At 35.6% G+C, this 25,848-nt stretch carries 6 protein-coding genes; 1 reads left to right on the forward strand and 5 read right to left on the reverse strand.

Annotation, left to right across the window (positions count from 1 at the left end):
* The 3 genes from F5ESL0233_RS06370 to F5ESL0233_RS06385 all read right to left on the reverse strand — a co-directional run.
* A partial coding sequence (locus tag F5ESL0233_RS06370; RefSeq protein WP_122059330.1) for a DUF1542 domain-containing protein occupies positions 1–18,419 on the reverse strand: 18,419 nt, incomplete at its 3' end.
* A 972-nt stretch (positions 18,420–19,391) separates the two neighbouring features.
* Positions 19,392–20,717: a PTS sugar transporter subunit IIC gene (locus tag F5ESL0233_RS06380; protein ID WP_122059628.1), complete on the reverse strand. Its 1,326-nt coding sequence runs from the start codon at positions 20,715–20,717 to the stop codon at positions 19,392–19,394.
* Between the two features lie 17 nt (positions 20,718–20,734).
* Positions 20,735–22,096, reverse strand: a complete 1,362-nt coding sequence (locus F5ESL0233_RS06385) for a glycoside hydrolase family 1 protein (protein ID WP_122059334.1) — start codon at positions 22,094–22,096, stop codon at positions 20,735–20,737.
* Positions 22,097–22,230: 134 nt separating this feature from the next.
* Here F5ESL0233_RS06385 and F5ESL0233_RS06390 point away from each other — a divergent pair, with 134 nt between their 5' ends.
* Positions 22,231–22,944 (forward strand): GntR family transcriptional regulator, encoded by a 714-nt coding sequence (locus F5ESL0233_RS06390; RefSeq protein ID WP_122059336.1) that lies wholly within the window; start codon positions 22,231–22,233, stop codon positions 22,942–22,944.
* A gap of 48 nt (positions 22,945–22,992) precedes the next feature.
* Here the strand turns inward: F5ESL0233_RS06390 and scrK are convergent, their stop codons facing one another.
* Both scrK and F5ESL0233_RS06400 read right to left on the reverse strand, forming a co-directional pair.
* Positions 22,993–23,868 (reverse strand): fructokinase ScrK, encoded by an 876-nt coding sequence (gene scrK / locus F5ESL0233_RS06395; protein WP_122059338.1) that lies wholly within the window; start codon positions 23,866–23,868, stop codon positions 22,993–22,995.
* Between the two features lie 10 nt (positions 23,869–23,878).
* Positions 23,879–25,810 carry a transcription antiterminator gene (locus F5ESL0233_RS06400; protein ID WP_122059340.1) on the reverse strand — a complete coding sequence of 644 codons (1,932 nt, stop codon included), beginning with the start codon at positions 25,808–25,810 and terminating at the stop codon, positions 23,879–23,881.
* Between the last annotated feature and the right edge of the window lie 38 nt (positions 25,811–25,848).

Below are 25,848 nucleotides of genomic sequence, written 5' to 3' on the forward strand. Positions count from 1 at the left end.
TGCTCTTCTGTTAACTTAGGATCCTTATTAATTGCATCCTTAGCAGCTGAAGCGGCCTTGTCAATGGCATCCTTAGCGGCCTGCTTCTGCTCTTCTAAGCTGTTACCTGGTTTGTTATTACCTGGTACTTGCTTATCAATATTTGCAGTACCCTTGTCTTTTGCCTTGTTAACTTCGTCTGGAGTCTTAGCCTTGTCGATTTCATCCTTGGCATTCGCTGCGGCATTATCAACTTCCTTCTTGGCATCCTCTTTTTGCTTGTCAGTTAAGTTTGGATCTTTATTGATCTTATCCTTAGCTGCGGCTGCGGCGTCATCAACTTCCTTCTTAGCATCTTCTTTTTGCTTGTCTAAAGTACTGTTTGGCACAACTTTACCAATTTCAGCTAAACCATTTTCTTTTGCTTGGTTAACTTCATCTGGCGTCTTAGCCTTATCTACTGCATCTTTAGCAGCTGAAGCTGCCTTGTCAATGGCATCCTTAGCGGCCTGCTTCTGCTCTTCTGTTAACTTAGGATCCTTATTAATTGCATCCTTAGCAGCTGAAGCTGCCTTGTCAATGGCATCCTTAGCGGCCTGCTTCTGCTTATCCAAAGTACCGTTTGGCACAGCCTTACCAATTTCAGTTAAACCATTTTCTTTAGCCTTATTAATATCATCTGAGTTAACAGCCTTATCGATTTCATCCTTGGCATTCGCTGCGGCATCATCAACTGCCTTATTACCAGTTGCTTTTTCAGCATCTGTTAAACTATTGTCTTTATTAATGACATCTTTAGCGGCTGAAGCTGCCTTGTCAATAGCATCCTTAGCGCCCTGCTTCTGACCTTCTACTGTACCATTTGATTTTGGAATAGCATTTATTTCAGTAATTCCAGCTGCTTGTGCCTGATTAATTTCATCTGCATTCTTAGCCTGATCTACTGCTTCCTTAGCCTTGGCCTGAGCATCATCAACTGCTTGACTTTGTTTTGCCTTTTCAGCACTAGTTAAGGTTAAATCTTGGCTTATCTTGTCTTTAGCATCTGAAGCTGCCTTGTCAATGGCATCCTTAGCAGCCTGCTTCTGACCTTCTACTGTACCATTTGATTTTGGAATAGCATTTATTTCAGTAATTCCAGCTGCTTGTGCCTGATTAATTTCATCTGCATTCTTAGCCTGATCTACTGCTTCCTTAGCCTTGGCCTGAGCATCATCAACTGCTTGACTTTGTTTTGCCTTTTCAGCACTAGTTAAGGTTAAATCTTGGCTTATCTTGTCTTTAGCATCTGAAGCTGCCTTGTCAATGGCATCCTTAGCGGCCTGCTTCTGACCTTCTACTGTACCATTTGATTTTGGAATAGCATTTATTTCAGTAATTCCAGCTGCTTGTGCCTGATTAATTTCATCTGCATTCTTAGCCTGATCTACTGCTTCCTTAGCCTTGGCCTGAGCATCATCAACTGCTTGACTTTGTTTTGCCTTTTCAGCACTAGTTAAGGTTAAATCTTGGCTTATCTTGTCTTTAGCAGCTGATGCTGCCTTGTCAATAGCATCCTTAGCAGCCTGCTTCTGACCTTCTACTGTACCATTTGATTTTGGAATAGCATTTATTTCAGCCACTCCATCCTCTTCTAACTGAGCAATTTCATCTGCATTCTTAGCTTTTCTGATTGCACTCTTAGCCTTTGCTTGGGCTTCATCAACTGCTTGACTTTGTTTTGCCTTTTCAGCACTAGTTAAGGTTAAATCTTGGCTTATCTTTTCCTTAGCTTTAGCAACAGCATCTTCAATTGCCTTATTTGCTATATCTTTTTGATCATTAAGTGGTTTCCCAGGAATGTATTGTGCATCAATTGTTGCAATTCCTTTATCTTGTTGATCTTCAACTTCTTGTGAAGTTATTGCACGATCAATTGAATTTTGTGCTTTTTGCAATTCTAGTTCAACATTGTCGATCTGTGCTTTCTTAGCAATACTGTCCAAAGTTGAATCGGCATTAATTGCACTCTTAATTGTATCTGCTTCTTTGACAAGCGCATTTTTAGCTGCTTGCTTTTGAGTTTCTAATTGATTAGATGCTTCATGTTGAGCATGAAGTGCAAGAACACCATTTTTATATTCATCTTTAATAGCTTGCGAATTCGTAGCTTCGTCAATCTTATCCAAAGCCTTTTGCTTCTGAGCTTCTACAGCTTCAATTTGTTGCGCCTTAAGTTTTTGGGATAAGGTATTATCACTATTAATTGCGTTCTTAACAATTTCAGCCTCATCCATAATAAGTTTCTTAGCATAAGATTTTTGATCTGCTATTGAAATTGAAGGTACATATTTAGCGTCGATATTGGTAATTCCAAGATTAAGAGCATCATTAATATTTTGGGAATTTTCAGCCTTTTGAATATTCTCCTTAGCTATAGTCGCTTCTTGGTCAACTGCCGCCATCTGATCGGCCTTTGCTTTATCGTCTAATGATAAATCATTTGCAATCTTATTCTTGATTACAGAAGCTTCTTGATCAATTGCTGCCTTCGCCTTAGCCTTTTGACTATCTAAGTTTCCTTGAGGAATGTATTGCGCATCAATTGCGGCAATTCCTTTATTAACGGTATTCTTAAGTTCTTGAGCATTAGGCGCATTATCAATTGATTCTTTAGCTTTAACTGCTTCTGCATCTACATTAGCTTTTTCTTTAGCCTTTGTAGCATTATCTAAAGTTACATCAGCTTCAATTGCATCCCTAATTTTCTTAGCTTCTTGATCAATTGTTGCTTTAGCTGCTAATTTTTGATCTGCTAATGATGTGCTATTGGTTACATAGTCACTATCAATTTTACTAATTCCAGTAGATTGAGCATCCTTAACACTTTGAGCATTAGTTGCTTGATCTATTTTGTCTTTTGCATCAGCAGCATCTTTATCTACATTAGCCTTCTGTGCTGCTTTGGCAGCATTGTCAATTGTAGGATCAGCATCAATTGCAGCTTTAACTTTAGCAGCCTCTTGATCAATTGCTATTTGTGCATTTCTCTTTTGATCGGCTAATGACATACTACTTGGAATATGATCACTGTCAATCTTACTAATTCCAGCTGTTTTAGCGTCTTTGACACCTTGAACATTTGGAGCTTGATCAACATTAATCTTAGCAGCTTGTGCATCTTTATCTACATTAGCTTTTTGAGTTGCTTTGGTTGCATTGTCTAATGTAGAATCAGCATCAATTTCGGCCTTAATCTTAGCGGCTTCTTGATCAATTGTTGCCTTAGCTTGAGATTTTTGACTTTCTAAACTTCCATTTTCATTAGTTATATGTTGCCCATCTACTGCTACAATTCCATCACGAACTGCACCTTTTATACCTTGAGCGTTGGTTGCATTGTCAATTGCACCTTTAGCCTTAGTTGCTTCAGCATCAACATTGACTTTTTGCTTAGCTTTGGTTGCGTCATCTAAAGAAGGATCAGCATCAATTTCGGTTTTGACTTTCTTAGCTTCTTGGTCAATAGCATCCTTAGCAGCTAACTTTTGATCGGCTAATGAAACTTTACTACTTAAGTGATCGGCATCAATCTTACTAATTCCTACTGCTTTAGCATCTTTAACACCTTGAGCATCTAGAGCCTGATCAATGTTATTCTTAGCAGCTTGTGCATCCTTATCCACATTATCTTTTTGTGCTAGTTTGGTTGCGTCGTCTAAAGAAGGATCAGCATCAATTTCAGCTTTAATCTTAGCCGCTTCTTGATCAATTGTATTTTGCGCATTCCGCTTTTGATCGGCTAATGACATACCATTTACTAAATGATCACTATCAATCTTACTAATTCCAGCAGATTTTGCATCTTTTACTTCTTGAGCATTAGTTGCTTGATCAATCTTACCTTTAGCGCTCGCTGCATCGTTATCTACATTAGCTTTTTGTTTTGCCTTTGCAGTATCATCTAAAGTTTCGTCGGCATCAATCTCAGCCTTAATTTTAGCGGCTTCTTGATCAATTGCTGCTTGAGCTGATGATTTTTGATCAGCTAATGAGGCACTATTTGGCACATGATCGCTATCAATCTTACTGATACCAGCAGATTTTGCATCCTTCACACCTTGAGCATTAGTTGCTTGATCAATGTTATTCTTAGCAACTTGTGCGTCTTTATCAACATTAGCTTTTTGAGCTGCTTTAATTGCATTATCTAAAGTAGAATCAGCATCAATCTCAGCCTTAATTTTAGCGGCTTCTTGATCAATCGCACTTTGCGCATTCCGTTTTTGATCAGCTAATGGAATATTGTTTGTTACATGATCATCATCAATCTTACTAATTCCATCAGCTTTAGCATCTTTGACTGCTTGAGCATTAGTTGATTCAGAAATCTTTGCCTTAGCAGCTTGTGCATCTCTATCAACACTATTCTTTTGTGCCAATTTTGTAGCATCATCTAAGGTAGAATCGGCATCAATTTCGGCTTTAATCTTAGCAGCTTCTTTTGTGATTTCTGCTTGCGCGTTTCTCTTTTGATCGGCTAATGAAGCACCGTTTTCTAAGTGATCACTATCAATTTTAGCAATTCCTGCACTTTGTGCATTCTTTACGCCTTGAGCATTAGGTGCTTGATCAATACTACTTTTAGCAGCTTGTACATCTTTATCGACATTAGCTTTTTGTGATTTCTTAGCTGAATCATCTAAAGTTTCATCTGCATCAATATCAGCCTTAATCTTAGCGGCTTCTTGATCAATAGCAGCTTTAGCATTATTTTTTTGCTCAGCTAATGATGTATTACTTGGTACATAATCACTGTCAATCTTAGCAGTCCCAGTTGCTTGTGCATCTTTTATGCCTTGAGCATTAGGTGCTTGATCAATTTTCGCCTTAGCGGCTTGCGCGTCTCTATCTACAGTTAGCTTTTGCGCTGCCTTGAGTGCATCGTCTAGTGTTAGATCGGCATCAATATCAGCTTTAATTTTAGCAGCTTCTTGATCGATAGCGGCTTTAGCATTAGTCTTTTGCTCAGCTAATGATGTATTACTTGGTACATAATCACTATCAATTTTAGCAATTCCTGCACCTTGGGCATCTTTGACACCTTGAGCATTCGTTGCTTGACCAATTTTAGCTTTAGCAGCAGCAGCATCCTTATCTACATTAGCTTTTTGCTTATTCTTTGTCGCATCGTCTAAGGCTGGATCGGCATCAATATCAGCCTTAATTTTAGCGGCTTCTTGGTCAATTGTCGCTTGAGCAGCAACTTTTTGATCCGCTAGTGAAGTACTATTTGGAATGTGATCACCATCAATTTTGGCAATTCCAGTTGCTTTAGCATCCTTCACGCTTTGAGCATTAGGTGCTTGATCAATACTATTTTTAGCAGCTTGCGCATCTTTATTAACGTTAGCTTTTTGGGCAGCTTTAGTTGCATCATCTAAGGTTTCATCTGCATCAATTTCAGCCTTAATCTTGGCAGCTTCTTGATCAATTATACCTTGAGCAGCCTTCTTCTGATCTTCCAGTGACATACTATTTGGTACGTGGTCACCATCAATCTTACTAATTCCAGCTGCTTTGGCATCTTTGACGCCTTGCGCATCTATAGCTTGATCAATATTGTTCTTAGCCGCATTGGCATGAGCATCAACATTAGCTTTTTGCTTAGCCTTAGTTGCATCATCCAAAGTTGGATCAGTATCAATTTCCGCTTTAATCTTAGCGGTTTCTTGGTCAATTACACCTTGAGCAACCTTCTTTTGATCTTCTAATGAGATACCACTTGGCACATGGTCACTATCAATCTTACTAATTCCAGCTGCTTTAGCATCTTTGACACTTTGCGCATTAGGTGCTTGATCAATGCTATTCTTAGCGGCTTGCGCATCTTTATCAACGTTAGCCTTTTGTTTTGTCTTTTCGTTGGTATCCAGAGATGGGTCAGCATCAATTTCAGCCTTAATCTTAGCGGCTTCTTGATCAATAGCAGCTTGTGCTGATGACTTTTGATCGGCTAATGAAGCACTATTTGGTACATAATCGCTATCAATCTTGTTAATGCCGGCTTTAGCAGCATCTTTAACTGCTTGCGCATCTGCAGCCTGATCAATCTTAGCCTTAGCGGCTTGTGCGTCTTTATTTACGTTGGCCTTTTGCGCGGCCTTAGTTGCATCATCTAAAGTTACATCGGCATCAATTTCCGCTTTAATCTTAGCGGCTTCTTGATCAATTGTACTTTGCGCATTCTTCTTCTGATCATTTAATGAAATGCCACTTGGTACATGATCAGCATCAATCTTAGTAACTCCCGCAGCTTGCGCATCTTTGACACCTTGGGCATCAGCGGATTGACTAATTTTAGCCTTCGCATCTGTTGCATCCTTATCTACATTTGCTTTTTGTGCATCCTTAGCATCACAATCTAAAGTTACATCGGCATCAATTTCAGCTTTAATCTTAGCAGCTTCTTGATCAATTATCGCTTGAGCAGCAGCCTTTTGATCAGCTAATGACATCTTGCTACTTTGATGATCTGAATCAATTTTACTAATTCCTGCAACTTGAGCATCTTTAATACCTTGGGCATTAATTGCAGCATCAATGTTAGCTTTTGCAGTTTGTGCATCTTTATCAACGTTGCCTTTTTGAACTGCTTTAGTTGCACTATCTAAAGTAGAATCGGCATCGATTTCAGCCTTAATTTTAGCGGCTTCTTGGTCAATTATATTTTGTGCATTCTTCTTTTGATTTTCTAAAGATACACTATTTGGTATATGATCTGAATCAATCTTGTTAATTCCAGCGGCTTGCGCGTCTTTGACACCTTGGGCATCTGTAGCTTGATCAATATTGTTCTTAGCTGCATTTGCATCGGCATCAACATTAGCTTTTTGTTTTGCCTTAGTTGCATCATCTAAAGTTAGATCATTATCAATTTCGGCCTTAATTTTAGCGGCTTCTTGATCAATTAAACCTTGAGCGGCCTTTTTCTGATCGGTAAGTGATGCACTATTTGGTACATGATCAGAGTCAATCTTACTAATTCCAGCTGCTTGTGCATCTTTGACGCCTTGCGCGTTAGGTGCTTGAGCAACCTTATTTTTAGCTACTGCTGCATCATTGTCCACATTAGTTTTTTGCTTGGCCTTAGTTGCAGCATCTATAGTTACATCAGCATCAATTTCGGCCTTAATCTTAGCCGCTTCTTGATCAATTGCATCTTGAGCATTCTTCTTTTGATCAGCAAGAGAAGTACTATTTGGTATATGATCGGCATCAATCTTAATGATTCCAGCATTTTGCGCATCCTTAACATCCTGGGCATTAGTTGCAACATCAATCTTATTCTTAGCTGCTTGTGCATCAGCATCAACATTAGCTTTTTGCTTGGCCTTAGCCGCATCATCTAGGGTTGAATCATTATCAATTTCAGCTTTAATTTTTATTGCTTCTTGATCAATTAAACCTTGTGCATTCTTCTTTTGATCGTCTAAAGAAGTACTATTTGATATATGATCGGCATCAATTTTAATGATTCCAGCATTTTGCGCATCCTTAACATCTTGAGCATTAGTTGCAGCATCAATCTTATTCTTAGCCGCTTGCGCATCAGTATCTACGTTAGCTTTTTGCTTTGCCTTTGTAGCACTGTCTAGGGTTGGATCAGATTCAATTTCGGCCTTAATCTTAGCCGCTTCCTGATCAATTGCAGATTGTGCATTCTTTTTCTGATCTGCTAATGACAAGCTATTTGGTACATGATCGGCATCAATCTTAATAATTCCAGCATTTTGCGCATCTTTTACGCTTTGAGCGTTTGTTGCTTGATTAATCTTGCTCTTAGCATCTTGCGCGTCAGTATCTACGTTAGCTTTTTGCTTTGCCTTTGTAGCACTGTCTAGGGTTGGATCAGATTCAATTTCGGCCTTAATCTTAGCCGCTTCCTGATCAATTGTTGCTTGTGCTTTAGCTTTTTGTGCGTCTAAACTTCCATTTTGACCGGATACATGCTGGGCATCAATTGCTGAAATTCCATCATGTAGAGAAGATTTGATTTCTTGAGCATTATTTGCACCATCAATTGCTTTCTTGGCTTTTGCTACTTCATTATTAACATTATTCTTTTGCACATCTTTTGTCGCATCATCTAATGTTATATCAGCATCAATTTCTGCCTTAACCTTTTTAGCTTCGGCATCAATTTCAGCTTTTGCTGCCAATTTTTGATCCGATAATGAGGTATTATTACTTTGATGATCTGAGTCAATCTTACTAATTCCAGCATTTTGCGCATCATTTACCTCTTGGGCATTAGTTGCAGCATCAATCTTATTCTTAGCTGCTTGCGCATCAGTATCTACGTTACCTTTTTGACTAATCTTGGTAGCATCGTCTAGAGTTACATCAGCATCAATCTCAGCTTTAATCTTAGCCGCTTCTTGATCAATTGCAGATTGTGCATTCTTCTTCTGATCGGCTAATGATAAGTTGTTTGGTACATGATCAGAGTCAATCTTACTAATTCCGGACGTTTTAGCATCTTTTACACCTTGGGCACTAGTAGCCTGATCAATATTATTCTTGGCTGCCTGCGCATCCTTGTCAACATTACTCTTTTGCGCTGTCTTAGTTGCATTATCTAAACTTGGATCATTGTCAATTTCAGCTTTAATCTTAGCCGCTTCTTGATCAATTGCAGATTGTGCATTCTTCTTCTGATCGGCTAATGATAAGTTGTTTGGTACATGATCAGAGTCAATCTTACTAATTCCAGCTATCTTAGCATCTTTAACACTCTGAGCATCAGAAGCTTGATCAATCTTATTTTTAGCGGCTTGCGCATCTTTATCAACATTACTCTTTTGTGCTGCTTTTTCAGCATTATCTAAACTTGGATCATTGTCAATTTCAGCTTTAATTTTAGCCGCTTCTTGATCAATCTCTGATTGAGCGTTCTTCTTTTGATCAGCTAATGATGAGTTATTTGGCACATGGTCATTATCAATTTTAATAATTCCAGCAGCTTGCGCATCTTTGACACCTTGCGCGTCAAGAGCTTGATTAATCTTATTTTTAGCTACAACTGCATCTTTATCAACATTACCCTTTTGCGCTGCCTTTTCAGTATTATCTAAACTAGTATCAGCATCAATATTTGCCTTAATCTTAGTTGCTTCTTGATCAATTGCATCTTGGGCATTCTTCTTTTGATCAGCAAGTGACGTACTGCTTGGAATATGATCACTATCAATCTTAATAATTCCAGCGGCTTGGGCATCCTTTACTTCCTGCGCATTAACTGCTTGATCAATCTTATTTTTAGCAACAGCTGCATCAGTATCGACATTGGCTTTTTGTTTAGTCTTAGCTGCGTTATCTAAAGTAGAATCATTGTCAATTTCAGCTTTAATCTTAGCCGCTTCTTGATCAATTGCAGATTGCGCATTCTTCTTCTGATCGGCTAATGTTGTAATACTTGGAATATGATCACCATCAATCTTAGTAATTCCGGCTGCTTGCGCATCTTTGATACCCTGAGCATCAGGAGCTTGATTAATCTTATTCTTAGCAACAGTTGCATCATTATCAACATTCGCTTTTTGCTTGGCCTTAGCCGCATTATCTAAAGTTGAATCATTATCAATATCAAATTTGATTTTAGCGGCTTCTTGGTCAATTGCGTCTTGAGCATTTTTCTTTTGATCGGCTAATGATAAGTTGTTTGGTACATGATCACTGTCAATCTTAATAATTCCGGCTGCTTGCGCATCTTTCACACCTTGAGCATCAAGTGCTTGATCAATCTTATTTTTGGCTGCAACCGCATCACTATCGACATTTGCTTTTTGCTTAAGTTTAGTCGCATTGTCTAAAGTCGAATCATTGTCTATTTCAGCTTTAATCTTAGCGGCTTCTTGATCAATCGCACTTTGGGCATTTTTCTTTTGATTGTCTAAAGATACATTATTTGGAATATGGTCGCTATCAATTTTGGCAATTCCAGCTGCTTGCGCATCTTTTACACCTTGAGCATTAGTTGCAGCATCAATATTCTTTTTAGCATTGGCTGCATCGACATCGACATCAGCTTTTTGCTTAGCTTTAGTTGCAGCATCTAATGTCACATCTTTATCTATCTCAGCTTTAATTTTAGCGGCTTCTTGATCAATTGCATTTTGAGCACTCTTCTTTTGATCAGTCAGAGTAACATTATTTGGAATGTGATCGCCATCAATCTTATTAATTCCAGCTATTTGAGCATCCTTAACGCCTTGTGCATTAGTTGCTTGATCTATTTGAGTTTTAGCAGCCGCGGCATCAGCATCAACATTATTCTTTTGTGAAGCTTTTTGTTCACTATCCAAAGTTGGATCAGCATCGATTTCAGCTTTAATCTTAACTGCTTCTTGGTCAATAGCATTTTGAGCACTCTTCTTTTGATCGGCAAGTGACGTACTGTTAGGAACATGATCACTATCAATTTTGATAATACCAGCTGCTTGGGCATCTTTAACTTCTTGAGCATTAGTTGCTTGATCTATTTTACTCTTAGCAGCAGCAGCATCAATATCAACATTACCCTTTTGTGTTGCTTTAGTAGCATTATCTAACGTTGGATCGTTATCAATTTCAGCTTTTACTTTAGCGGCTTCTTGATCAATTGCACTTTGAGCACTTCGCTTTTGTTCTGCTAAAGAAACACTATTAGTAATGTGGTCACCATCAATTTTGATAATACCAGCTGCTTGGGCATCTTTGACAGTTTGAGAGTTAGTTGCTTGATTTATCTTGTTTTTGGCATCAGCAGCATCCTTATCAACGTTTCCTTTTTGTATAGCCTTAGTAGCACTATCCAAAGTTGAATCAGCTTCAATTTCAGCCTTAATCTTAGCGGCTTCTTGGTCGATTAATAGGGCGGCATTCTTCTTTTGATCTTCAAGTGAAGTGCTATTAGAAATATGATCAGCATCAATCTTAGTAATACCAACTGCTTGGGCATCTTTTACACCCTGGGCATTAATTGCTTGATCTATTTTACTCTTGGCGTCAGCAGCATCTTTATCGACATTGCCTTTTTGTGTTGCTTTTTGAGCTCTATCTAGGCTATCATCAGCTTCAATTTCAGCCTTAATTTTAGTAGCTTCGGCATCGATTGCATCTTGGGCTGCTTTCTTTTGATCGGCTAATGAAATTTTATTTGGAATATGATCGCTATCAATTTTAGCAATTCCCGCATTAGTTGCATCCTTAACACCTTGAGCACTAACTGCCTGATCTATTTTTACCTTAGCTGCAGCAGCATCAATATCGACATTGCCTTTTTGAGCTGCTTTAGCAGCCGCATCTAAAGTTACATCAGCTTCAATTTCGGCTTTTACTTTAGCCGCCTCTTGATCAATTATACTCTGAGCATTTTTCTTTTGATCAGCTAGTGATGTACTATTTGGTACATGGTCACTATCAATCTTAGAAATCCCATTATCACGTGCATCTTTCACAGCTTGAGCTCCAGTTGCTTGATCTATTTTAGTTTTAGCATTAGTTGCATCAGTATCAACATTGGCCTTTTGTTTTGTCTTAGCTGCGTCATCTAAAGTTACATCAGCATCTATTTCACCCTTTACTTTGGCAGCTTCTTGATCAATAGCATCTTTAGCCGCCTTCTTTTGATCAGCTAATGAAGTAGAACCTGAAATATGATCAGCATCTATTTTGGCGATTCCAGCTATTTGCTCATCTTTAACTATTTGGGCATTAGTTGCTTGGTCAATCTTAGTTTTAGCATTAGTTGCATCAGTATCAACATCAGCTTTTTGTTTTGTCTTAGTTGCGTCATCTAAAGTTACATCAGCATCAATTTCGGCCTTAATCTTAGTTGCTTCCGCATCAATTGCTGATTTTGCCTTTGCTTTTTGACTGTCCAAACTTCCATTTTCACCTGGTACATATTGAGCATCGATAGCTACTATTCCATCGTGTAGTGAAGTTTTAACCTCTTGAGCATTCTTTGAGTTATCGATAGCTACTTTAGCTTTAGTTGCTTCAGTATCAACATTGGCCTTTTGTTTTGTCTTAGTTGCGTCATCTAAAGTTACATCAGCATCAATCATACTCTTGACTCTTCTTGCTTCAGAATCAATTGTTAATTTAGCTGATTGTTTTTGATCGTCTAAAGACAATGTATTAGGGATGTGATCTGCATCTATTTTCACAATTCCATCATTTTTGGCATCTTTAATGCTCTGTGCATCAGTAGCTTGACTAATCTTACTCTTAGCTGCGACTGCATCAACATCCACATTAGCTTTTTGCTTGGTTTTAGTAGCATCATCTAAGCTCTTGTCAGCATCAATTTCACCCTTAATCTTCTCTGCTTCTCGGTCAATTGCATCTTGAGCTGCCTTCTTTTGATCAGCTAATGAAATACTATTTGGAATATGATCGCTATCTATCTTTCTGATACCTTCATTTTTAGCATCTTTGATACCTTGAGCACTTGTTGCTTGATCAATCTTATTCTTGGCTGCTTGAGCATCTTTATTAACGTTACTCTTTTGCGTAGCCTTTTCGGCACTATCTAAAGTCGCATCAGCATCTATTTCAGCTTTAACCTTAGTTGCTTCTTGATCAATGGCATCTTGGGCGTTTTTCTTTTGATCGGCCAATGACACAGTGTTTGGAATGTAATCAGCATCAATTTTAATAATTCCAGCTGCTTGCGCATCCTTAACAGCTTGAGCCGTTGCTGCCTGATCAATATTAGATTTAGCAGCTAAAGCATCTTTGTCAACGTTGGCCTTTTGTTTTGCCTTTTCAACGTCATCTAAGGTCGCATCGGCATCAATCTCGGACTTAATCTTAGTTGCTTCTTGATCAATGGCATCTTTGGCTGTCTTCTTTTGATCAGCTAATGAGATGTTATTTGGAACATGATCGCTATCGATTTTAATAATTCCAGCATTTTGCGCATCCTTCACACCTTGAGCATTAGTTGCTTGGTCAATCTTCACTTTGGCAGCAGCAGCATCAATATCAACATTATTTTTCTGCGCTACTTTCTCATTATTATCTAAACTATTATCAGCATCGATTTCAGCCTTAATCTTAGTTGCTTCTGCATCAATTATTGCCTTAGCATTTTTCTTTTGATCAGCTAGTGAAGTAGAACCTGGAATATGATCACTGTCAATATTAATTATTCCCTGATTTTTAGCGTTTTTAACACCTTGAGCATTTGCTGCTTGATCTATTTGAGTCTTAGCTGCTGCCGCATCACTGTCTACATTTGTTTTTTGTTTTGCCTTAGTAGCATCATCCAAAGTTGGATCGGCATCGATTTCAGCCTTAATCTTAGTTGCTTCTTGATCAATTGCATCTTTAGCTGCCTTCTTCTGATCAGCTAATGAAGTAGAACCTGGAATATGATCACTATCAATCTTGGCAATTCCTTCTGCTTTAGCATCCTTAACTCCCTGTGAACCTGTTGCTTGATCAATTTTTGCTTTAGCTGCATCAGCATCAGTATCCACATTAGCTTTTTGCTTAGCCTTAGCCGCATCATCTAAAGTTACATCAGCATCAATTTCGGCTTTAACCTTAGCTGCTTCCGCATCAATGGCATCTTTAGCAATTTTCTTTTGACCAGTTAGTGAGGTTGAATTAGGAATATAATCAGCATCAATTTTGGCAATTCCTTCTGCTTTAGCGTCCTTGACTCCTTGTGAGCTTGTTGCTTGATCTATCTTTTTCTTAGCATTTGTCACATCAGCATCAACATTACCCTTTTGAACTGCTTTTTCAGCACTGTCTAAACTAGTATCCGCATCAATTTCAGCCTTAATCTTCTTTGCTTCTTGATCAATTGCATCCTGAGCTGCCTTCTTTTGATCAGTTAAAGAAACCTTGTTTGGAATGTGATCCGCGTCAATTTTTGCAATTCCAGCTTCAGTTGCTTCTTTCACACCTTGAGCATTAGTTGCTTGATCAATCTTTCTCTTAGCAGCATCGGCATCAGCATCAACATTCGCTTTTTGAGTGGCTTTTTCGGCATTATCTAAGGTCTCATCAGCATCAATTTCGGCTTTAATCTTAGTTGCTTCACGATCAATAGCACTTTTATCATTTTGCTTAATTTCATCTAAAGAAATATTATTTCTAACATGATCACTGTCAATCTTAATAATGCCTGCATCTTTTGCATCCTTAACGCCCTGAGCATTAGTTGCTTGGTCTATTTTAACTTTAGCAGCTGCAGCATCAATATCAACATTAGACTTTTGCTTCGCTTTAGTTGCATCATCTAAAGTATCGTCAGCATCAATTTCAGCTTTTATTTTTACTGCTTCTTGATCAATTATCCCTTTAGCAGCTTGTTTTTGGTCCGCCAAAGAAGTGGTGCCTGGAATATGATCTGAATCAATTTTAGCTATTCCTGCAGTTTGAGCGTCCTTCACACCTTGGGCATCAAGGGCTTGATCAATCTTATCTTTAGCTGCTGTAGCATCAGTATCAACATTAGATTTTTGTTTGGCTTTAGTTACATCATCCAAAGTTACATCGGCATCAATTTCTGCTTTGATTTTAGTAGCTTCTTGATCGATAGCAGCTTTAGCAGCTTGTTTTTGATCAATCAATGACATTTTATTTGGAATATGATCTGAATCAATCTTCGCAATCCCTGCTGCCTGTTCATCTTTAACTGCTTGTGCATTGGTAGCCGCATTAATCTTATTTTTAGCTGCTGTAGCATCTGTATCAACATTGGCCTTTTGCTTGGCTTTTTCTGTATTATCTAAAGTTACATCGGCATCAATTTCAGCCTTAATCTTAGTTGCTTCTTGATCAATTGCATTTTGTGCAACTCGTTTTTGATCAGGCAATGAAGTTTTGTTAGGAATATGATCGGCGTCAATCTTAGCTATACCTTCTGCTTGAGCATTTTTAACTGCTTGTGCGTTAGGCGCAGCGTTAATTTTGTTTTTAGCAGCTGTAGCATCAGCATCAACATTAGCTTTTTGAGTATCTTTTTCTGCATTGTCTAAAGTTACATCGGCATCAATTTCGGCCTTGATTTTAGTTGCTTCTCGATCAATTGCATCAGTAGAAGCCTGCTTTTGTTCATTTAAAGCCGTACCAGATTGATGTGCTGCATCAATTGCAGCTTTACCATTTTTCTCTGCCTTACTTACTTCGCTAGGGATGATAGCTTGATCTATTTTACTTTTGGCATCACTAGCAGCTTTATCAACCGCATCTTTTTGTGTTTTCTTAGCAAGATCGTCAAGGGTAGGATCATTATCGATTTCTCCCTTAATCTTAGTTGCTTCATCATCGATAGATTTATTAGCGGATTGCTTTTCAATATCTAGTGAATGATATACATAAGTTACCGAATCTGTTCCGTTAGCTAATTCAAACGATGCATCAAATGCAACTTTTTGTCCATTTACAATAACGTGATCTGGGGCCCAATTATTTGCATCAGGGGCTGGTGGTAATTTTACAGTTTCACCTGTAATGCCTTCAATTACTACTTTGTTATTTGGAGTAATCTTGTTACCGTTGGTATCTACATAAGTTGGATTTACAATCTGCTTATTTCCTTCAACGTAGATATTAACTACTGGATTATCATCAGATACCAAAGTTGTTGTAGCTTGATTTTGTGCCTTTGCGGCATAATGATAACCTGCTGGAACATTGTCTTGAGTATAGTATTTATTAGTCCAATCAATAGTATTACCATAGTTAGCTGGCACTAAGTTTTCAACAGATTCAGTACCTGTTTTACCTGACATTGGTGAAGTCAAAATACGTTCAGGATGGTTAACATCAACATATCTATATGTCACGTTCTTCTTCAACCCGTATACATAAACTTTATATATATAATTATCACCTTCCATTGGTGCGATACCAATAGAGGCTTGTCCAAATTCATCACCATTATCGTCAGTTGTAGTTAAGTCACCACCACTTTGAGCATCTTTTACGGCACCAGCATAGACTTGCTTACCTAAAGCCCACATATACCCTTTAGGTATATTTTTAATAGCAGTTTCATTATTAATCAGTGATATATATTCACCAATATACGGATCAGGTGGCAAAGTCATCTCTACTGGTGAACCAAGATTTTTACCATTTTGATCAACATATTGAATCTTGATTTTTCCTACTGGAATGGCAATGGTCTGTAATTCACGAGTTGTCGGTGTAACAATATTGGAATTAGAAGTGACGCCATTAACATCAGTAATTACAGCTTGACCATTTGTAACAACCATTCTAGCAAATTTTGCAGTATTATCTCCATTAGCAGTGTTAGTCTCGGAATTACTGCCAGTCCAAGTCTTAATATTTGAATTATTAAGAGTTACTGACCCTGTTCCTGCAATAATACCTGCACCGGTTGCTATTGGTTCACCATTAGCACCTTGAATTGCTAAATGTAATTTTTTAGGTGAAATAAAGACTACACTAGAAGTAGCATTAACTTGGATAACAGCAGCATTGGCCCTTTGACTAATATCAAAAGTAGTTCCTGCATTAAATTCAGCTCTCTGTCTACCAACGAGTGTTATTGCACCTGGCTGCGTGGTAATTGGCGCCTTCAAGTTGAAATTTTGACCAAACTTGAATTGACCATCAAGATTATTATTATTAGCCTGACTACCATTTAAGAAGTACTGAAATCCAGTTTGTGTCCATTTAACATTATCACCAACTTTTACATTATAGATGAAACGGTACATAGCTGGATAGTTAGCTGAACTATCGTTATAAGTATAGGCCTCATTGTAGGAGCCATCCCCCATAGTTAAAGTATTACCATAACCAACACTATTTACTGGAGCAGCATTAGAAAAGTAGAATTCGGAGAATCCAATATCATTACTTGTTCTTTGCATTATAACACCACCATTATTGGCAAATTCAATATTTCCCACGCCACGAGTTACCTCATTTGAAATATTAAAGGTGTTTTTTCCAGAAAACTTAACTTTTGAGAAATATGCAGTAGCAGCATGAATAGGATTCAAACCATTAAAGTTACTACTTGATAAAGTAATATTATCAAAATTAATACTTAAACCACTACCATTTGCACAATATACTAATGAAGATGCATTACCGTCATTAGCATTAAAACCTTGAAGAAAATTCGCATTCGTTAAAGTTAACGTCGTGAGATTATTAAAAGGAACATTAACATAACTTAGTGTCTGTGTTCCTAAATCAATCTTATGACCGTTACCATTAATGACCACACTAGCTCCTGCCGCACGGTTACCAATAATTCCACCAGTATAAAAAATATCATCAGTTATATTTATGTATGTAACCGATGCGTCGGCCCAAGCATTCGCTAAACCTTGCAAATCAGCAATATTTACTACTTTTTGCTTATATTTATCTGGATTAGTAACTTGGTCAGGATTAGCAATATTTACAGCAGTCGGTGCCTTACTTGCAGTCTTACCGATTCCATTAATAAAATCATCACGATTTACATCAGCATCAGATGAAACAGTTACATCTTTACTAGCATCAGTATCTGCCGCAGTTTCAATTCTAGGTGTTGCCTCAGCTTGTGCTGTATATTCACTCAAATCTTTTTTATCCGAGACCTTGTCATTTGGTACATCACTCGCTGTTACTTTTGTTGCAACATCACTTTTGGGAATATTTTCAGAACTATTAGCAGGCGCTTGAACTAGTTCTATAGATTTTCCCGTGGACGATTTCGTATTATTAATTGTTGACTTAGCATCATTTGGAATTGAATTTGAATCAGCAATGTTTTTATCAGCACCATTTATTTTATTAGGTTTTGAACTCACCGTCTTTGATTTTTTAACACTTGGCTTTGAATCTAAGAATGAATTAAGACCCGAATAAGTTTTTAAATTCTTTTTATTACCTGTAGAATTTTTACTTACCTTTTTAGTATCAATATCCTTATTTTGATCATTTGTTACAATGCTATTTTTTGTATTATCAATTTTATAACTTGCATCTATCTTTAAGACAGTATCATCCACAATGTTTTTAATAGAATCTAAATCAGTTGCTACTGTCACTTCAGCTTTAGCTTTATTAAACAAATCATCAATACTATTAAGTTGTGCTTCTTTTTCGTTAGCAGTCATGCTTTGATCTGCATTGATTTTTTGTTTAACTTCTGCCGCTTTAGTTTCTAAAGTGTTTGTTGCATCTTCGATTGCATCGCTGAGTGCTTTCGCACTGGCCTCTTCTAGAGCAGCCTTGCTACCTCCAGATTGACTAGTTTGGCTTTCAATGTCAGCAGCCTTTACCTCCTGCACATTTGTTGTGCCATAAAATACTCCCCCTAGCATAAAAGTTAATAATGAATAGCTAACTACCCATCCTTTTTTACTTTTATGCATTTTATAGTTCGTATTTTTTATTTCTTCGATTAATTCAAATCTGTTCAAAATATACTCTCCTTTTTATGCATGAATATATACAGTTGTAATTCAATATAGATAAAATTTTATCATAGTTATTATAGTGTTTCCATAGTTATGCAATTTTTTTGCATATTATTTTCTTATATTTATATACAATAAAATTACGAAAAATTACTAATCAATTTAAATAAATAACAAATTGTTTTTTCCAAAAGTAAAGCTTACTATTCGCATTCTTTAAAAATACTATTTATAATTTATTTTAAGCTATATATAATTTTAATATTATTTACTTCAATTTGTTAATCTAGTTTATTTTTAGCTAAACCTTGGTATTAATTCGCTATTAAGGCATTGCATTTATAATTAAAATTATCAATATTAGTTATTTGATTCCATTAAAATATATTTTATAATTTATTTGTACTATTTAATATATAATATTTTTAGCGATATAAAATAACGTTTTAGCAAAAGATGTTTTTAGATTTTTTTGAGAAAAATAGTTTTTGCTAAAATATAAAAGTATACACAATTAACATTTTATTAACAAAATATATCAAACTGATATTTTTTGCCAAAATAATTAGATTTTTGCTTTATTTTTATTATCTATATCTATATAATTTTAAAAATAATAGCTTTTTAAATTATATATTTACATAACAATATTACTAGTTTTATTTAGTATTATTTGCTGAATTTAATTAAAGTAATTGCTAATTATCTGTTTAATAAGTTATTTAACTGAAGATAATATTTAATAACTTTTATTTCAACATTATGCTTAGCAATTAAGCGTTTAATTTGTTTAAAATCATAAAGACTAACCACATTAAAATTTAGTCGTTCTTTTTCAACAATAAATCTAAGCAAAAAAGCTAATTCCCACTTAAATAGTGGGATTAGCTCCTTAATATGGTTTTTATTCAATTCAAATTATAATGCAGACTAATATGGCCTTTTTAACCAGGTTTATTGAAATTATCATTTAAATTATAGTCGTTCTGCTTGCTTTAAAGCTACTCGCTCAGAAATTTTAATGAACGGAATATAGAATAACGTACAAATTATTAAAATGATAAGTTGAACTAATACAACCTTCCAATCTCCAGCGCTGGCCAAAAGTCCACTTAAAAGTGGGGGAGTTGTCCAAGGAATTAGTACACTAAGTGGCTTAACAAAACCAATTGCCGTTGCAAAATATCCAATTAATGACCCAATTACTGGACTTAATACAAAAGGAATAATCATTGGAATATTAAAAACTATGGGAAAACCAAAAATGATTGGTTCATTAATTTCAAATATTCCCGGAACAGTTGCCAATCTAACTACATCTTTATAAGGCTTATAGCGCGAAACCAATAAAACAGCAATAATCAAGGATAAGGTCAGGCCGGTTCCACCCATTTGTGAATATACTGTTACAAAGTCTGTGTTGATAATATGAATTGGCTGTTTACCAGCTGCAACAGCTGCCATATTTTCGTTCATGTTAACCAGATTCAATGGGTCAAGAAGTGAGCCGTTAATAACAGTTTGATGAATCCCAAGAGTATAAAGAAAATTACCTGTAGAGTAAATTAATAAAAAGCCTGGAAGAGAAGTATTAACTGACCGTAAGGGATTTTGAATTAAGCGCGAAATTAAAGTTACCAAATCTGTTTTAAAATAAGCAAAAATAGCTGCCAAAATGCCAAATACACTTAAAGTTAAAAGTGATGGGATTAAAGAGCTAAAGCTTTGTCCTACGGCAGGCGGTACCTGATCTCCTAAATTGATTTTCAGCACCTTAACTTTAGTCAATCTAGTATAAATTTCGGTCGCCAGTAAACCAATAATGATACCGGCAAACATGCCTGTCGTGCCAATTTGTGAATATAAAGCTGCACCAGTTATTTCAACTGGTTTTTTCCCTGAAAGCGGCACAACATTGACTTTAATCGCTAACATAATAAAAACTGCTGCCAAAGAAACTGCAGCGGCAGAAATTGGATTTTCGTAAACCTTATTTTTAGCTAAATAATACCCAATCATGGGTGCAATTAAGATACTAGCTATATTTAATGTGCCATTTGTTAAGGCTGTGCCAAAAACTTGAAATCTTGCTAAAATTGCTCCCTTCATTAACCAAGTAAAAATGACATTATTAAACAAAACAGCAACACCAGCTAAAATAAACATTGGCATTAATGTGGCAAAAGCATCCCGCAATGATCTTAAATGAACCTGGTTACCAATTTGGACTGAAACTTCTGTAAATTTATCTAAAAATTTTTGTAATTGTGGATGAGCCTGATTCTTAGCTGAATTATTCATTTTAATCACCTCTAAACTTAAGTTAAATCTTGACCATTTGAATGAATAACTTTTTTCAACCATGCATAACTTTTTTTAGGAACGCGTTTCATATCACGCAAATCATGATTTGTACGATTAACATAGACGACACCATATCTTTTTTCCATATCACCTTGTGAACTCATAATATCAATTAGGCCCCAACCAAGGTACCCCATTACATTTACTCCATCTTCATTTATGGCTTGTTGCATTGCTTTAATATGATCGCGATGGTAACTAATACGATAATCATCAGCAATTTGATGCTTACCATCCCACCTTTCTCGTACCCCAATTCCATTTTCAATAGGGAAAACGGGCAAATGATAACGTTGATATATTTTATTTAAAACGTCTCTAAATCCTAGGGGATCTATTTGCCAACCCCACTCAGTTGACTTTAAATAAGGATTATCCTTTTTACCAAAATTCAAATACTGGTTAGGAGACGTATTTTCAGGAATTTTACTAGCATCAATTGTACTAGAAGCATAATAACTAAAACTTAAAAAATCACTTTTTAATTTTGCAATTTCTGCCAATTCAGCTTGATTGACCTGAATATTAATACTCTGCTTTTTAATATATTGCGTAACAGCAGTCGAATATTGTCCCAAAGCAAAAGCATCGAGTAAATTAAAATTTAAAAACTCATCGATTTGATTAGCCATAAATACATCTTGCGGATTGGCTGTTGCTGGATAGACCTGACTATAAGCTAACATGCCACCAATTTTTGCCTTAGTTTTATTGTGTAAATAATTTGCAATTGTCGCATGACAAAACATTACATTATGCGCAATTTGATATAGTTCTGAAATTGTTTTCTTGCCTTTTAAATAACCTGAAATTTTAAAAACTTCCATCGTATGGTACAAATTTTGTTCGTTAAAAGTAATCCAATATTTAACTTTACCTGCAAAATGGTCAATCACGATTTTGCTATAGCGAATAAAATCACGACAAACTTTTTTACTAATAAAGCCATTGTAGTCCTGAGCTAAATGTAACGGCATATCAAAGTGATAAAGACATATCATCGGTTCAATATTGCGTTTGCTTAGTTCATCAACCAACTTATCGTAGTAGTCAAAGCCCTCCTTATTGATAGTACCATCTCCATTCTTAATTATGCGCGACCAGGATACTTGAAAACGATACATATTCATTCCTAAATCTTGCATATAATCTAAATCTTCAGTTAAGTGGTGGTAGTTATCGTTAGCAAAATGCCAATCACTTATGTGATTCCCGGCCTTTCTAATATCATAAACAGATAAAGTTTTTCCCCCTTCATTCCAGCCACCTTCTGTTTGCATACTTGAAGTTGAATTTCCCCAAAAAAATTTAGCCATCATATTTCTTCTTTCTCAAATTTTAAAAGCGCTTTCAAAAATAATATTATTGCACTTTACTTTCCAAGTAAATATTTGCCAAAATGTAAGTAAAGTAAATTGTCTACTTATGAAAGATGAAAGGAATAACTATTATGCATAAGCAACCCAAATATGTTTTAATTGCCAATCAAATTGAACAAGATATTCTTTTGCACAAATACCAATGTCAACTGCCCCATATTGATCAATTGGCAAAAACTTATCATACTAGTAAGGTAACAATTATTAATGCCCTACATTTTTTACAATATAAAAGTATCGTAGAGCCAATCCGTGGTCATGGAACTATGATTCTGACAGCAGAAGAACAAGAAATCTCCAAAAAGGATAATGCCATTGAACACGTAGGTTTTACTGAACGAATAAAAAATAGCCAATTTTTAACAAGCCATGTAATTTCTTTTGATGTGCGAAAACCTACTCACCAAGAAATTTCTTTATTAAAGCTGAATAAACAGGAATTAGTTTATGATATTATCCGCTCACGTCTTTTACACAATAGTCCAGTTAGACTAGAATATACAATTATGCCCGTCAAACTGATCCCCCATGTTACGCCTAAAATATTAAAAAAATCTATTTATCATTATATTGAGCACGATCTTAATTTGAAAATTGGCAAGGCAAATCGCACTTTTCGGGCAGATAAAGCCGATGCTTATGATCAGTTATACCTAAACTGTCAAAAAAATGATCCAATTTTTGAAATTGAACAAGTCTGTTTTTTAACCAATGGGCTACCTTTTGAATATTCCCAAACTAGAAATCGCTATGATCAAGGCGAAGTAACTTTAAATCATGTATAAAAAAAGACAAAATGATAATAAACTCATTTTGTCTTTTTATTTTTTTAACTAATCAATGGCCTTAAGGATTCTTTTGGCCAAAGCAAAATTTCCTACTGTCGCTGAACCATTATCAAGAATTTCTGGCATTGTGATATATCTGTTTAGATCTGGTACTTGAAGATAGCCGTTTAACATTTGCGCAAAATCACGGCGCACTTTTTGTAAAAACGCTTCACTAGTTACACCGCCACCGAAAACAATTTTATCAGGACGGAATAATAAAGTTGCCTGCAATGCAGCCTGAGCAACATAATAGCTCATTATATCCCAAACTGGATGTGAAATTGGAACTTCGGCTCCTTTTTTACCAAGACGTGCTTCAAACGTTGGCCCTGCAACAAGTCCTTCTAAACAATCGGCATGAAAAGGACAAATACCTTTAAATTTCAAGTCATCTGGGTGGCGTTTAACCTTAACATGGCCCATTTCTGGATGCCCTAAACTGCCCACCAGCTTACCCGCAATAATTGCACCGCCACCAACTCCAGTTCCAATTGTGTAATATAGAAGAGAATTAATGTCTTCGTTAGCAAGTAAAGTCATTACATATTCACCATAGGCTGAACCATTCACATCAGTAGTAAAAAAAATGGGTACATTGATTTCCTGTTTTAGCATACCCACAATGTTAGTATCTTGCCAGCCTTTTTTGGGCGTCGTCGTGATATAACCATAATTATGAGCCGTTTTTCGAATTTCGATTGGTCCAAAAGATGCAATGCTGATTGCATCAACTGGATACCCCTTAAAATAGTCTATAACTTTTTTTATTGTTTCTTGTGGTGTAGTTGTTGGTATAGTAATTTGATCTTGGATTTGATAATTTTCATTACCTATTGCACAAACAAACTTTGTTCCACCTGCTTCAATTGAACCTAGCATTTCTATCTCCCTAATAACTTTTTTTAATTAACATACTAATAGCGTTCTTCACTTCCTGTGCATTAGAACTCTTATCTATTATTTTCCTAAAGGTGGGATTGGTTTGCAAGTCCACAATAAAATCAAATAATTTTTGGATACTTAAATAATCATCACGGGAAATCGCCAGGAGAAAGACATACTTTACTTCGTTCTTTTCATCCCACTTAATTGCTTTACTTAAACGTGCAAATGAAACTTTAGATTTTTTAGTTGCATAGCCTAAAGAATGCGGAATAGCAATTTTCCCACCAATAGCCGTTGAATACATCTGTTCTCTTTCATTCACTTTTTGCATAAAGTCCTTATTTACAATTGCTTTGCTCTCCAAATTTTTTATTAACATATTTAATAATTGCTTTTTAGTCATATTTTGCTTGACTAAGTAAATATTTTCCGTATCAAACAATTTATCAATTTTTTGGTATGGATTATTAAGTGACTTCAAATATTCCGAAAGCTGAATAATATCATTATTTAAATTCACCAAATCAATTTGAATGACTGGAATAGGTGCATCAGTAATCGGAACCATTGTAATTAAAAAATCATTATCAGTAGCTTTTCCTGCTAAATATTCCTCGTAGGTATAAGTTCCAGTAATATTTAAAAAAGCTGTAAACTGTGACTGCAATTTTGCTCTAACTAAAGCAGCAGTTGATATACCATTGCCACAAATTAAAGCTGTATTTTTTTTGGTTGATTTCATCCCCTGCCGTTCAATTGCAGCACCCACATGTAATGTGATGAAGGACAATTCATCATCATCAAGTTTTAAATTAAGCATATGTTCCAAATATGGTGCCGAATAAGCTGTAATTTCATAGGCATAAGGAAATGTAGATAAAATCACACTCAATAGTGGATTTTTTCTATTGCCATTAACTTTTTTTATTTTGACTAAATTATTTAAATGTTGAGTTAAGTTAATACATAATTCTGGATCATTTACTAAGTCTAATGCAAACTCTTTTTTTATATTTTTTAAAAAAATCCTGACCGCCTTATTAATATCTTTATTAGTTTTAGCCCTAATTTTATCAGTAACACATTCAGGATAATTCATGGCAAAATGATAAATTAAATCATTACGTTCACATTCATTTAGCTTAATGCAAAATTCTTTTTCTAAATTAGTAAATAACTTGCTAATAGCAGCTGAAACATTACCTTTGATTTTTAGCTTATGAGATTTCTCTAGTGAATAACCTAGCTTTACCCGTGAGATTGCTAGGGCAATATGCAAGATTATATTTTTTGTATTAATATCTGATAAAGAATAATTATATTGATGTAAAAAACTATGGACTATCTGTTTTAATCTATCAAGTCTAATATTAGCAAAAATAATTTTTTCCTGTTCAGTAAACCCCACAATATAAGCATTTGAACTTTTATTAATTAATTTGGTAATAATGAATTTTCTTTTAACAGTTTCTGTTCCTTTTAAGTAATAACAATCTTTTGATTTAATAATTTTTAGTCCAACTTCATTAAAATCTTTTTTTATTGTTACTAAATAAGTAAAAAAAGTATTGTCACTAATAAAAAAGCGATCAGTTAGTTCAGACAGTTTAATTTGATTATTAACTAACAAGTATTGCTCAATTTCAATAATTCGTTCACTAGAACTTGAAGCTGGTAAATTACTTTGCGCAATCTTCATTAATTGTTTACGTAAATTTTGATCTAAATAAGCAAGATAAAAGCCACTTCCTCTTTTATTTTTTATTTTTACTTTGTAATAATCCAATTCCTTATTTAATTCCTGAATATCGGACCTAATCGTTCTCGTACTAACATTATATTTTTTAGCTAGAAAAGCGGAGGAAACATAACAATTGGCAGAGTTATTTAATAAATCTGCCAAAATATTGCCTAATCGTTTATAGGATAGTTTCATACCGTTCCCCTTTTTGTAATCCACTTTTACTTACATAT

Source organism: Lactobacillus sp. ESL0233, from assembly GCF_003692995.1.
GTDB classification, from domain to species: domain Bacteria; phylum Bacillota; class Bacilli; order Lactobacillales; family Lactobacillaceae; genus Lactobacillus; species Lactobacillus bombicola.

What these genes read in the sequence shown, in the direction of transcription:
- F5ESL0233_RS06380 (WP_122059628.1), bottom strand. Translation starts at nt 20,717, where the DNA reads ATGAATAATTCAGCTAAGAATCAGGCTCATCCACAATTACAAAAATTT.
- F5ESL0233_RS06385 (WP_122059334.1), bottom strand. Translation starts at nt 22,096, where the DNA reads ATGGCTAAATTTTTTTGGGGAAATTCAACTTCAAGTATGCAAACAGAA.
- F5ESL0233_RS06390 (WP_122059336.1), top strand. Translation starts at nt 22,231, where the DNA reads ATGCATAAGCAACCCAAATATGTTTTAATTGCCAATCAAATTGAACAA.
- scrK (WP_122059338.1), bottom strand. Translation starts at nt 23,868, where the DNA reads ATGCTAGGTTCAATTGAAGCAGGTGGAACAAAGTTTGTTTGTGCAATA.
- F5ESL0233_RS06400 (WP_122059340.1), bottom strand. Translation starts at nt 25,810, where the DNA reads ATGAAACTATCCTATAAACGATTAGGCAATATTTTGGCAGATTTATTA.